The organism is Pseudomonas sp. PS01297, from assembly GCF_029959305.1.
Taxonomy (GTDB): Bacteria; Pseudomonadota; Gammaproteobacteria; order Pseudomonadales; family Pseudomonadaceae; genus Aquipseudomonas; species Aquipseudomonas helleri.
This window is the reverse complement of record NZ_JASCPQ010000130.1, coordinates 1-12,373: the sequence shown is the minus strand read 5'-3', so window position 1 is coordinate 12,373 and position 12,373 is coordinate 1. Positions and strand designations below refer to the sequence as shown.

The 12,373-nt window shown below is 61.4% G+C and carries 10 protein-coding genes; 1 reads left to right on the top strand and 9 read right to left on the bottom strand.

The features are described from left to right. Positions 1 to 71: 71 nt before the first annotated feature. A complete protein-coding gene (locus QMX84_RS24280) occupies positions 72 to 1,451 on the bottom strand; it encodes a glutamine synthetase family protein (RefSeq protein ID WP_048368803.1) in 1,380 nt (459 codons plus the stop codon). Positions 1,452 to 1,979: 528 nt separating this feature from the next. Here QMX84_RS24280 and poxB point away from each other — a divergent pair. Beyond that, entirely contained in the window at positions 1,980 to 3,701 is a 1,722-nt protein-coding gene (poxB, locus tag QMX84_RS24275) for a ubiquinone-dependent pyruvate dehydrogenase (RefSeq protein WP_048368656.1), read from the top strand. Between the two features lie 37 nt (positions 3,702 to 3,738). Here poxB and QMX84_RS24270 read toward each other — a convergent pair whose 3' ends face one another. The 8 genes from QMX84_RS24270 to QMX84_RS24235 form a co-directional block, all read right to left on the bottom strand. Further along, positions 3,739 to 4,893 (bottom strand): iron-containing alcohol dehydrogenase, encoded by a 1,155-nt coding sequence (locus QMX84_RS24270; protein ID WP_282364978.1) that lies wholly within the window; start codon positions 4,891 to 4,893, stop codon positions 3,739 to 3,741. Between the two features lie 94 nt (positions 4,894 to 4,987). After that, a complete protein-coding gene (locus tag QMX84_RS24265) occupies positions 4,988 to 6,142 on the bottom strand; it encodes an iron-containing alcohol dehydrogenase (RefSeq protein ID WP_282364977.1) in 1,155 nt (384 codons plus the stop codon). 8 nt (positions 6,143 to 6,150) lie between these two features. Continuing rightward, the gene (locus QMX84_RS24260) at positions 6,151 to 6,798 is read right to left on the bottom strand and encodes an ATP-binding cassette domain-containing protein (RefSeq protein ID WP_123750328.1); all 648 of its coding nucleotides are present in this window, start codon (positions 6,796 to 6,798) and stop codon (positions 6,151 to 6,153) included. Further along, a complete protein-coding gene (locus QMX84_RS24255) occupies positions 6,795 to 7,565 on the bottom strand; it encodes an ABC transporter ATP-binding protein (RefSeq protein ID WP_282364976.1) in 771 nt (256 codons plus the stop codon). Before QMX84_RS24255 ends, QMX84_RS24260 begins: the two co-directional genes overlap by 4 nt. Continuing rightward, the gene (locus QMX84_RS24250) at positions 7,562 to 8,506 is read right to left on the bottom strand and encodes a branched-chain amino acid ABC transporter permease (RefSeq protein WP_153357155.1); all 945 of its coding nucleotides are present in this window, start codon (positions 8,504 to 8,506) and stop codon (positions 7,562 to 7,564) included. The genes QMX84_RS24255 and QMX84_RS24250 overlap by 4 nt, the downstream gene beginning before the upstream one ends. After that, on the bottom strand, positions 8,507 to 9,406 hold the full coding sequence (locus QMX84_RS24245; RefSeq protein WP_282364975.1) for a branched-chain amino acid ABC transporter permease: 900 nt from the start codon (positions 9,404 to 9,406) through the stop codon (positions 8,507 to 8,509). A gap of 117 nt (positions 9,407 to 9,523) precedes the next feature. Continuing rightward, on the bottom strand, positions 9,524 to 10,846 hold the full coding sequence (locus QMX84_RS24240; protein WP_282364974.1) for an ABC transporter substrate-binding protein: 1,323 nt from the start codon (positions 10,844 to 10,846) through the stop codon (positions 9,524 to 9,526). 28 nt (positions 10,847 to 10,874) lie between these two features. Continuing rightward, entirely contained in the window at positions 10,875 to 12,188 is a 1,314-nt protein-coding gene (locus QMX84_RS24235) for an ABC transporter substrate-binding protein (protein WP_282364973.1), read from the bottom strand. Positions 12,189 to 12,373: the final 185 nt, after the last annotated feature.

Genomic DNA, 12,373 nt, shown 5'->3' with positions numbered 1-12,373 from the left:
CCTCGCGATCTTTTAAACGATCAAAAGATCGCGAGGCAAGCTCGCTCCTACAGATTGATCAGCAGCGCTGATTACGCCTGCTGCAAATACCAGCGCCAGTCCTGCTCGCCCACTTCGCCCATGAACTGGCGGTACTCGCCGTTTTTCACGGCCAGATACACCTTCAGGAACTCCGGGCCAAATGCCTCTTTGGCCCATTCCGATGCTTGTAGGGCGCGTAAGGTAGTCAGCCAGTCGGTTGGCAGCAATTCGCTGGCCTGGGCGTAGCCATTGCCTTCAATCGGCGCACCCGGATCACGCTGCTCACGGATCCCGCGATGAATACCGGCCAAAATGGCCGCAGCGGCCAGGTACGGGTTGGCGTCTGCGCCACAAATTCGGTGCTCAATGTGCCGCGAATACGCCGGGCCGCCGGGGACACGCAAACTCACGGTGCGGTTGTCGACTCCCCAGGTCGCGGCCAGCGGCGCGTAGCTGTTGCTCTGGAAACGGCGATACGAGTTGGCATTCGGGCAAAACATCAGCAACGAGTCGAGCAAGGTACTGAGCATGCCGCCCACCGCGTGTTTGAGCAGCGGCGTCCCGGCCGGTGCCTCGCTGGCGAACAGATTGTTGCCGTCCTTGTCGGCCAGGCTCACGTGCATGTGCAGACCGGTGCCAGCGAGGTCATCAAACGGCTTGGCCATAAAACACGCGACCATGCCGTGCTTGTGCGCCACGCCCTTGACCAGGCGCTTGTAGCGCACGGCTTCGTCCATGGCCTGCAAGGCATCGGCGCGGTGTTCAAGGGTGATTTCGACCTGCCCCGGTGCATATTCAGAAATCGCCGTGCGCGCCGGTATCCCTTGCAGTTTGCAGGCACTGTACAAGTCAGCGAGGAACGGCTCGATTTGCTCCAGCTCACGCAGCCCGTACACCTGGGTTGCACGTGGCCGCTGACCGTCGGCATCACGGGCCGGTTGCGGGCGCCCGTTGCTGTCGCGCTGTTGATCAAGCAGGTAAAACTCCATCTCGGCCGCCATCACCGGGTAGTAGCCGTCAGCTTTGAGGCCATCAATAACCTTGGCCAGCAAATGCCGCGGGTCGGCCACTGTGGCTGGCATGCCCTGGGTCGGGTGCATGCTGACTTGCACGGCGGCGGTGGGGATCAAGCGCCACGGCATGCGCTGCAAACTGCCGCTGATCGGGTAGGCCCGGCAGTCAATATCGCCCACGTCCCACACCAACCCGGTGTTCTCGACGTCATCGCCGTTAATGCTCAGGCCCAGAATCGTGCTCGGCAGCGGACGCCCGCTTTCATACACCGCCAGCAACTCATCGCGGTGCAGCAACTTGCCGCGCGGCACACCGTTGTTGTCGATGATAAACAGCTCGAACATCTCGATATCCGGGTTCAGTTCCAGAAAGTCGAGGGCTTCATTCAGCGGGGCAAACGGGGTCGTAGCAGTCATGGTCATGCTCATCATTTCGTATCAGACAGGCGCACGGGCGCGCCGAGGCAACTGCGTCTTTTCAAGGCAGCAGGCAGTCAGGACTTAATGCGAAACACGAGTATCCGGCGGGCGGGCATGCCGGCAGTGGAACAGGGCCCAAAAGGCCAATTTGGAAGGGAGTGCACAACGGCTGGAGGGGCAAGGGGCAAAGTAACGGGACCGAACGCCACGCAATAGCGGTGTCTGCGACACACTGCGTCGTTCATGCGTTCCTCGCAAACCACCCATACCTTCGACCTTGGTCAACACTGAAGCCGTAGCCTCACACGACTGGGTAACCCGATGCAACACAGAGTTTCAGATATTCAGTTGCGGGCTGACTAAACATTACTCGCCCAGCCGCGGGTTAGAGAGCGGCACGGTTATGGCACATGTACAGATTTTCATCGAACGTTTTAAAAACCGGCAAGGTCGGATGCAGTGTCTATCCTGCTTGGGCAAAGGCAACCCAAGCCATCTTTTATCTGACTTTGAGAGGCGTCCTCCGTGTCCAGAACAGTAGCCGATTTCATCACCGAGACTTTTCAGCAAGCCGGCGTTAAACGTGTGTATGGCGTGGTCGGCGATTCTTTGAACGGCTTTACCGACTCGCTGCGCCGCCAGGAGCAGATCAAGTGGATTCACATGCGCAACGAAGAAGCCGCAGCCTTTGCCGCAGGCGCTGAAGCGCATCTGACCGGCGAACTGGCGGTGTGTGCCGGCAGTTGCGGGCCCGGCAACCTGCATTTGATCAACGGCCTGTTCGACGCCCATCGCAGCGGTGTGCCGGTGCTGGCGCTGGCCGCGCACATTCCGGGCAGCGAAATCGGCATTGACTACTTTCAGGCCACGCACCCCGAGAGCCTGTTCAAGGAATGCAGCCACTACGTGGAACTGGTCTCGCGCCCCGAACAACTGCCGCAAATTCTGGAGCGCGCCATGCGCATCGCCATCGCCAAACGCGGCGTGGCGGTGGTGGTGATTCCGGGGGATGTGGCGCTGCAGCAAACTGAAGCGAAAGTCCCGAACTGGCTCACCCCGACTCAGCCGCTGGTTCGCCCCAGCGACAGCGATATCGATGAGTTGGCAGCCTTTTTGAATGATGGCAAAAAAGTCACCCTGCTGTGCGGCGCCGGCTGCGTCGATGCCCACACCGAGATCCTCGCCTTGGCCGAACGCCTGAACGCACCCATCGTGCATGCGTTGCGCGGCAAGGAGCATGTCGAGTACGACAACCCGTATGACGTCGGCATGACCGGGCTGATCGGTTTCGCCTCGGGCTACCTGGCCATGAAAAACTGCGACACGCTGCTGATGCTCGGCACCAACTTCCCCTATCGGCAGTTCTACCCGGAGCACGGCCACATCGCGCAGATCGACCTGCGACCCGAAGCGCTGGGCAACCGCTGCGGCCTGGAGTTGGGGCTTCTCGGCGATGTGAAGCTGACGTTACAGGCCGTGCTGCCCAAGCTGGCGCAAAACCCGGATCGCGATCACCTTGAATCAGCCCTCAAAGATTACAAAAAAGCCCGTCAGGACCTCGATGCGCTGGCTGAAAGCGGCCCCAACAGCGACATCATCCACCCGCAGTACCTGAATCGTCTGGTCAGCGAGCTGGCGGCCGAAGATGCGATTTTCACCTGTGATGTCGGCACCCCCACCGCATGGGCCGCCCGTTACCTGAAAATGAACGGCCAGCGCCGCTTGGTCGGCTCGTTCAACCACGGCTCGATGGCCAACGCCATGTTGCAAGCTATTGGCGCACAGGCGACCTTCCCTTACCGGCAGGTGATTTCAATGTCCGGCGATGGCGGTTTCACCATGATGATGGGCGACTTCTTGACCCTGAATCAGGTGGGTTTGCCGGTCAAAGTCATTGTGCTGAACAACGGCACCCTGGGCTTTGTTGAAATGGAAATGAAGGCGGCCGGTTTCCCGGACGTCGGCTGCGACCTGGACAACCCCAACTTCGCTGCAATGGCCGAAGCGATGGGCGTCAAAGGGATTCGCGTCGAGCACCCGTCGCAGCTGGAAGCCGCGCTGCGTGAAGCCTTCAGCCATGACGGCCCGGTGCTGGTCGATGTGGTCAGCGCCCGTCAGGAACTGGTGATGCCACCGACCAAAACCTTCGAACAAGCCAAAGGCTTTAGCCTGTTCATGCTTAAAACCGTGATGGATGGCCGCGCCAAGGAGTTGATCGATCTGGCCAAGGTCAATCTATTGCGCTGAACAAAACAGCGGCGCCTGAGGGCGCCGCTGCTCTGGCTTAGAAAATACCCCGGTAAATCGCTTCAACCTCCTGCTCGTTCATGTCGCACGGGTTGCTGTCGATCAAGCGCCGAATGCCCACCACCACCTCGCTGGCCATCACCGCCAGCGACGGCTCATCCACTTTCAACGCAGACAAACGCAGCTCCAGGCCGCTGTCCTCGACCAGGCGTTCAATGGCTCGCACAAAGGCTTCTGCGGCGCTGGCTTCGTCGGCAAAATGCTCGCCCGGCAACAGGTGCGCCGCCAGTTCGGCGTATTGGCGCTGAGCCGCTGCCAGGTTAAAGCGGAGCACCGGGGCCATGACCAAAGCGTTGGCGTGGCCGTGGGGGATGTGAAAGCGCGCACCCAGCGGATACGCCAGGGCGTGAATCGCCGCCACCGACGCATTGACGAACGCCATGCCCGCCATCAACGACCCTTGCAGCATGGCCGTGCGCGCTGGCAGGTCCGTGCCGTCAGCCAGCACTTTGCGCAGGTTGGAGCCCAACAAGTTCAATGCGGCCGTGGCCAGACCATCGGAAATCGGGTTTTTCCGGGTGCGGCTGGTGTAGGCCTCAATCGCATGCACCATGGCGTCCAGCCCCGTGGCCGCCGTCACTTTGGGCGGCAGGCCCAAGGTCAGCAGCGGGTCGAGAATGGCCACGTCCGGCAGCAATTGCGGCGAATAGACCGCCTGTTTTTTATTCTGCGGATCGGTGATCACCGACACCCACGTCACCTCCGAACCTGTGCCTGAGGTGGTCGGCATCAGCACCAGCGGCACCCGTTTGCCACGGGCTTTGTCGGTGCCGTAGAGGTTTTCCAGCGGCTGGTCGCTGTTGGTCAGCAAGGCGACCAGCTTGGCGGCGTCCAGTGAACTGCCACCGCCCAGGCCCAGCACGCCATCGGCCTGGAAAGCTTTGGCCTGGCGGGCGGCTTGCTCAACCACGGCTGAAGACGGGTCCGGCGTGACGTGATCAAACACCGCCACCGCGCACCCGGCGGCTTCGAGTACCGCTTGTGCGCGGCCGGCAAAGCCGAGGCTGACAATCCCCGGATCGCACACCAGCAACACCCGCTGTGCCCCCAGGCCACGGAACACAGTGCCAAGTTCTTGCAGTGCCCCGGCTTCGCAAATGATGCGCGGCACGCTTCTGAATTCATGGTTCATCGCTGACTCCTGTTAACTGATGAATGCACTGCCTCGCGATCTTTTGATCGTTTAAAAGATCGCGAGGCAAGCTCGCTCCTACAGGGCCCGGCGTTTACAACACCGAGGTGTAGAGGGCGTGGATGTCGTCGCGGTCAAGCGGGCGGGGGTTGTTGATCAGCAGACGCTCGATTTTCAAGGCGTCATCGGTTAGTTGATTGATGTCTGATTCGGTGACACCCACTTCGCTCAGGCGCTGGGCAAACGGCATGCGCGCCACCAGTCGGGTCATAAAGTCGATAAAGCCGTCGCACGCCTCTCGGGGGCTGGCGAAGCGCTGCCCCGGCAACACCGCACTGGCCAATTGCGCGTACCAGGCTTCGGCGGCCGGGCGGTTGAAGTTCAACACCGGCACCAGCACCAAGGCATTGCTCAAGCCGTGGGGCACATGGAAATGCCCACCCAGCGGATACGCCAGCGCATGCACCGCTGCCACCGGCGCGTTGGCGAAGGCCATGCCCGCCAGCATCGAGCCCAGCAGCATGTTCGAACGCGCCTGCAAATCACCGGGCTCGGCCAGCACGCGGTCCATGTTCGCCGCCAGCAAGGTCAATGCCTGCACCGCCAAGCCATCCGACAGCACATTTTTTTTGTGCGCGCTGGTATAGGACTCGATGGCATGGACCATGGCATCCACACCGGTCATGGCGCTGACAGCGGCGGGCAGGCCGACCGTCAGCCGCGCATCGAGCAACGCGATATCGGGGTACAGCAGCGGGCTGACCACGCCCTTTTTCTCGTGGCTCGGGGTGGTGACAATGGCCACCGCCGTGACTTCCGAGCCGGTGCCTGCGGTGGTCGGAACCTGGATCAGCGGCAAGCGCGGGCCTTTGGCCAGGCCGATGCCGTAGATGTCCTCCAGCCGCTGTTCGTGGCCGCAGAGCAAGGCCACCAGTTTGGCGATATCCAGCGAGCTGCCGCCCCCCAGGCCGATGACCGCCTGCGCGCGGCATTCGCGCGCCACCGCCACCGCGTCTTCAACACAGGCCACCGGCGGGTCGGCCTGCACGTCGCTGTACAACGTGACCTGCAAACCGCTGTCGCGCATGGCGTTGATCGGTGAGTCGAGCAAGCCTGCGCGCAGCAAACCGGGGTCGCTGACCAGCAACACCCGCTCGGCATTCAGTTCTCGACACAAGGCGCCCAGGCGCAGCGCGCCGTCGATTTCGCAGATCACCCGTGGCGTGGTTTCAAAGGTAAATGTTGACATGGCGGTCCCTACCCTGCGGTCACGCTACCGCGCTCGATGCGAAAGAGCGCATCGACCAGATCGGCAGAATGAGTGTCATCGGATTCAGATATCAGCACGCACAGCCCTTCACGGCCGAGCTTGGCGATCACTTCGCTCAGGCGCCGGGACAACACCGGCGCCACCCCTTCAAACGGCTCATCGAGCAACAGCAACGTGTGCCCCGGCATCAACGCCCGCGCCAGCGCCACCAGCTTTTGTTGCCCGCCGGACAATTGCATGGCCTTGCGCTCACGAAACTGGGCGATCTCCGGGATCAGGCTGTAGACCCACTCCAGACGGCGCTGGCTGTCAGGCAATTTGTTGGCCCAGACCGGCAGCAAGATGTTCTCTTCGACAGTCAGCGCCGGGATCAATCGGCGGTCTTCGGGCAGGTAGCTGATACCCGCTGCGGCGCGGGTAAAACCCGGCCGGTTGCGCAGGTCCTGACCGGCAAATGTGATCGACCCCGAGTCAGCGTCGAGCAGGCCCATGATGGTGCGGATCAACGTGGTTTTACCGGCGCCGTTATGGCCGATCAAACCGACCATTTGCCCGGCGCCCACGTGCAACGACACGTCATGCAAAATCGGCACGCCTTCGATCGAGACGTGCAGGTTACGAATATCCAGACTCATTGCGCTGCCCTCTTGTGAGCGTTTGGCCCGCCGGTGACAAACTCTTGCACGCGTGGGTTGGCCAGCACCGCTTCAGGCGCCCCGTCGGCCAGCACTTCACCGCTGTAGAACGCCAAAATTCGCGACACGTAGCGGCGCACCACGTCCATGTCATGTTCCACAAACAGCACCGTGACCTGATGCTGTGCGACCACGCGCATCACGGTGTCCATAAGGGCGGTTTTCTCTTCGGCACTGACGCCGCTGGTGGGCTCATCGAGCAGCAGCATTTGCGGTTCACCGATCAATGCCATGGCAATGTCGATCAATTTGCGCACGCCTTGCGGTACCGCCGTGACCAACGTGTCGCGCCAGCGGCTGATGTCGAACTCGGCCAGAATCGCATCGGCCTGGGCAATGCGTGACGCATTGCGCATCGGCGCCAGCAGCGACGGAAACGGGCTTTGCGCGGCCGAAACGGCTATCAGCAGGTTGTCCAGCACACTCAATTGCGGGAACAACTGCGCGACCTGGAACGAACGCGCCATGCCCGCCCGGGTGATGGCCCTGGGCGTGCGACCAAGGATCGACTGGCCGTTGAAGAGGATCTCGCCACGGCTGGGTTTCAGGTAGCCGGTAACCATGTTGATAAACGTGGTTTTACCGGCGCCATTGGAGCCAATCACCCCGACCACTTCGCCTTTGTGGATGCGCACGTTGACGTCTTTGGCCGCCGTTACGGCGCCAAATTCCTTGCACAGCCCTTGGGTTTCAAGAATGCAGTTCATGCCTTTGCCCTCCGCGCCTGCCCGGTGAACAGGCTCCATAAGCCTTTAGGCAGGAACACAATGATCGCCAACAGGGTGAAACCCAGAATCATCTGCCAACTGTGCGGCACCAGCTCGATGGCGTAGGTGCGCACCACGGCAAACAGAATGGCCGCGATAAACGGCGCGGCGACGTGGGCGGTACCACCCAGCAAGGCAATGAAGACGAATTCGCCGGAGGTGATCCAGTAGGCCATTTCCGGGTCGATGTGCCCGGCCGACAACGCCATGAAACCGCCGCCCAACGCCGACACGGCAGCGGCCGCGACGTAGTTCATGTACAGCACCCAGCGCGGTGACTGGCCGAGGTATTCGACGCGCACTTCGTTTTCACGGATGGCCTCGCACATCATCCCGGCGCTGCTGCGGCTGTAGCGGTGCAGCAACACCGCCAGCAACCCCGAGCAGGCAACGATAATGATGAACAGCGCCAGCGGCGCCTGACCGGCAGCGGGTGTCCAGCCAAACAGGGTCCAGGCCTTGACGTTGAAGCCGTCCGTGCTGCCCAGCGCCGAGCTTTTGACCAGCACGCCGTACAAAATCATCGAGAACGCCAGCGACAGCATGGCGAAGAAAATCTCCCGGTAGCGGGTCATCAGCAGCCCCAGCAGCATCGCCAGCAACACCGCTGCACCCACCCCGATCAACAGCAGCAGGGCCAGGTCGGTGATGTCCAGAAAGTGCCCGCTCATGCCCACCGCGTAACCGCCGATGCAGAAGAACAAGCCCTGGCCAAAGGTCACCAGCCCGGCGCGCATTTGCATGACCACGCCTTGCACCACCATGGCCTTGGCCAGCGCCATGGTCAGCAAAAACACCAGCCATTGCGGGGCGATTACGCCGCCTGCGGCCAGCAGCACGGCAACGCCGAGCAGAATCAATTCGGTTTTACTCAGGCGCATTTAGATTTTCCTCGCCAGTACACGGCCGAACAGCCCTTGAGGACGCACCGCCAACACCAGCGCCATGACCCCGTAGATCACAAAAAGCTCGAACTCCGGCGCGTAATGCACGGCAGCGGCGCGGCTCAGGCCCACCAGCAAGGCGCCCACTGCGGCGCCTTCGATGCTGCCCATGCCGCCGATCACCACCACGGCAAATGCCAGCACGATGACTTCAACGCCCATGCCCGGTACCACCGAGATCGCCGGTGCGGTCAAGGCGCCCGCCAACGTGCCGAGCATGGTGCCCAGCACAAACACCAGGGTGAACATGCGCCGCACGTTGACACCCATGGCCATGGCCACTTCGCGGTCGTGGATCACTGCGCGCAGCACCTTGCCCTGGTGCGTACGCTCCAGCCATAACCACAGGCCCAGGCCCAGTACCAGCGAGATACCCACCAGCATCAGGTCGTAATTCGACACCTTGAGCCCGGCCAGCGCGCTGCGCCCCATCTCGGCATAGGGCTGATAGGCGAAATACGGGTTCACGCCCCAGATCATCTTCATGGTGTCTTCGAGGATCAGCAGCAGCGCGTAGGTGATGATCACCATCAGCACTTCGTCGCGGCCGTACATAAAGCGCAGCAGGCCGCGCTCGATGATCAGCCCGACGATCAGCCCGGCCATCAGCGCGCAGCCGAGCATCAGCAGATACCCGACCCAGACCGGGCCAATGCCGTTATTGAAATACCAGCCCACCAGAGACGCAGCGGTGTAGGCGCCAATGGCATAAAAGCTGCCGTGGGCCATGTTCAGGATGCGCATCACCCCGTAGATCACCGTGAGCCCGGCCGCGACCAGAAACAGCCACGAGGCATAAATGGTGCCGTCAATCAGCACCGCGAAAAGACTCATCATTGAGGTCCTACCTTGGCAAGAAGGTGGCAATACCTGTAGGAGCGAGCTTGTCTCGCGATCTTTTGATCGTTTAAAAGATCGCGAGGCAAGCTCGCTCCTACAGTGGCCGTTAACGGATCAGTTGCACTGCGCGCCGGGGAAGCCGGCCTTGATCCAGTCCAGCGCGGTGGTGCCATCCGGCGGGGTCACGCACTCGCCCGAGAAAGCGATGACGTTTTGCACGCCGCCCTTTTTGGTCGCCGGGTCGTATTGGTATTCGCCGTAGGCAATCCCTTGCATGGCTTGATGGCCATCAGCGCGGGCCATGTGCACGGTGCCGGACACCGACTCAAAGGTCGCGCCCTTGAACGCTTGGGCGATTTGCAGCGGGGTCGGGATTTTGCCTGGCTCAACCTTGGCATTTTCCGCCGCGTGCTTGAGCCCCAGAATGGCCTGGGCCATTTTGCTGGCCGGGTACGTCGGCGCGGTTTTGTAGGCGGCCTGGTACTGGCCTTTGAACCAGCCGTTAAGAGTGTTATCCGGCGCAAAGGCACCGAACGGACCACGGCCGCCAATGATCATGCCGTTAGGCGCCTGATCCTTATAACGGTCGATGGCCGATTCGCCGCAGGTCAGCACAGCGGTAGCATCTTCGAGCAAGCCGCGGGCGTTGGCTTGCAACACCAGCGCCTCCATGTCGCCGCCCCAGAAGCTGGAGTGGATGATGTCCGGGCGCTTGACCGAGATCGCGGAGATTTCAGCGCCGTACTGGCCCTGGAACACTTTGGGCATTTGCGACTCCACCACTTTGGCCTTGGGCATCAGTTGCTCCATGGAGTGGGTGAAGTCGTTCCAGCTGTCCTGGCCCCAGGCGTAGTTCTGCTGAATACCGGCGACTTTCTGTGCGTCCGGGCGCACTTTGGCCAAGTAACGGGCGGCGCCAATGTTGTCCACAGCCGCATCGAGGCTGGTACGGAACACGTACTGCGGGGTTTTGTCTTCTTTGAACAACTGCGAGGTGCCGCAGTCGTAGAACACCGTCATGGCGCCCAGTTCTTCGGCAACCGGCGCAATGGCCAGGCAGTCACCGGAAGAGATATAGCCCACCACCGCATCGACCTTCTGGCGCTGTACCAGGTTGCGGAATTCCTCGACCTGCTTGGCCGCCCCGCCCGCTTCGTCAATCATGACCATTTCAATTTCGGCACCGTTGATACCGATCTTGTCGTAGGGCGCAGGTAACTGGCCTTTGTTTAAGCCTTCGACCAGCACCTTGGCGGCATTCGCTGACGGCTCGCCAAATGGGCCTGCGGCCGGGCCTGACAAGAAGGTCACCACACCAATGCGGAACTTGCCGTTTTCAGCGGCGTGCACACCGGCGCTCAATGACAGCGCCAGCCCGGCAGCTGTGATGGCAAAGGCCAAAGGGTGTTTCAACATGCTTTTCTTGGAATTATTCATGCTTGCTTCTCGGTCAAAGTGCGAGCCGCTAGGGCTCGGCGACGGGTTTGCGCGCGGCCAGACGCCGCTTCAGGGTGGCGCTGTCGAGCTGTAGCTCTTGCGCCGAATACACCGACCAGTCACCCAGCATCAGTTGGGCAGGCGGGTAATCGGTATTGCTCACCGGCGAGCCAATGGCTTGGCTCTGCTGGATTTGATGGGTCACCGGGTCGATGCGTGAAAAGCTTCCGGGCGGGTCTTCGGGCAAGGCGATGTCCAGGCCTTCGAGGGCACGGATCAGGGCCTGGGTGTCGGTCACCCCACCGGTTTTCTCAAAGGCTTTGGCCATCACCATCACTACGCTGTAGGCGCCTTGCGCGGCGTAGGTCGGGTAGCGCCCGCTCAACTGATGAAAGCGTTCAACAAACGAGCGGTTGCGCGGAGTGTCGGGCCAGTTGTTGTGGTGGCGCGCCGAAAGAATCAGCCCGGCTGGCGCCTTGTTGCCCAGCGACACCAGAAAGTCGTAATTGGCCCCGGTGTCGAAGTTCGCCAGCCGCGAGGTTTCCAGCAAGCGGCTACCGGCAGCCTGTTTGACGAAGGCATGGAAGTCGCCGCCCCAGATCGCCGAGACGATGATGTCGGGCCTGGCCTGTTCCAGCGCGGTGATGTACGGCGAGTAATCAGGTTCGTACAGACGCGGCCATAACTCGATGACGTCATCGAACTTCACCCCCAACTGGTTCAGGGCTTCGTGCAAGTCATCGCGGGACACATGGCCGTATTCGTAGTCAGGACCAATAAATGCCAGGCGCTTCCAGCCGGTTTTTTTCTGCAAGGCTTGCAGGTACCGCGCGCCTGCCGCCATGGAAGTCCAGGTGTCATTGGTCACGCGAAAATAGTACGGGTGGCCGTTTTCCAGGGTCATGCGCGACGAGGCGTGATCGGAACCGATCATCAGCACTTTTTCCTGGCGGGCCAGTTGGCTGACGGCCAGCGCCACGCCGGACGAAACCATGCCGCACAGCACTTGCACGCCGTCCTTGTGAATAAAGCTCTTGGCCAGACTGACCCCATAGGAGGCTTTGGACTGGTCGTCATCGACAATCACCCGCAGACGCGGCACGGGCTCACCGGCCACGCGGCGGGTTTGTAATTCGTTGAGTGCGACTTGAATGCCGAGGATGCTGTCGTGGCCATAAATGGCGGCGCGCTCGGTCATCGGGTACAGGCAGCCCAGGGTCAGGTCAGCGTCAGCGGCCGGCACGCCTAATTCCAGGCGGCCGACGTCGGCGCTGGACAAGGGGCTGGCAAGCAGAGTGCTCAGGGTCAGGAGGCCAAAAGCCCATTGACGCAACGGGGACATAAATTCCTTTGGGCGTTGAAAACGCCTCTTGTTGGAGTGCGGGAAGGGACAGAGCAAGGGCTGTGCCAAGGTGAACAACGCGTAGGAGCGAGCTTGCCTCGCGATCTTTTAAAGGGTCAAAAGATCGCGAGGCAAGCTCGCTCCTACAGGATTTGCGGGTGTGTTGAGCGGTTTGCGCTCCACCA

Excerpts from the sequence above, each read along its gene's own strand:
- QMX84_RS24240 (WP_282364974.1), bottom strand. The coding sequence starts at position 10,846 with ATGAATAATTCCAAGAAAAGCATGTTGAAACACCCTTTGGCCTTTGCC.
- QMX84_RS24265 (WP_282364977.1), bottom strand. The coding sequence starts at position 6,142 with ATGTCAACATTTACCTTTGAAACCACGCCACGGGTGATCTGCGAAATC.
- QMX84_RS24270 (WP_282364978.1), bottom strand. The coding sequence starts at position 4,893 with ATGAACCATGAATTCAGAAGCGTGCCGCGCATCATTTGCGAAGCCGGG.
- QMX84_RS24250 (WP_153357155.1), bottom strand. The coding sequence starts at position 8,506 with ATGCGCCTGAGTAAAACCGAATTGATTCTGCTCGGCGTTGCCGTGCTG.
- QMX84_RS24260 (WP_123750328.1), bottom strand. The coding sequence starts at position 6,798 with ATGAGTCTGGATATTCGTAACCTGCACGTCTCGATCGAAGGCGTGCCG.
- QMX84_RS24235 (WP_282364973.1), bottom strand. The coding sequence starts at position 12,188 with ATGTCCCCGTTGCGTCAATGGGCTTTTGGCCTCCTGACCCTGAGCACT.
- QMX84_RS24245 (WP_282364975.1), bottom strand. The coding sequence starts at position 9,406 with ATGATGAGTCTTTTCGCGGTGCTGATTGACGGCACCATTTATGCCTCG.
- QMX84_RS24280 (WP_048368803.1), bottom strand. The coding sequence starts at position 1,451 with ATGACTGCTACGACCCCGTTTGCCCCGCTGAATGAAGCCCTCGACTTT.
- QMX84_RS24255 (WP_282364976.1), bottom strand. The coding sequence starts at position 7,565 with ATGAACTGCATTCTTGAAACCCAAGGGCTGTGCAAGGAATTTGGCGCC.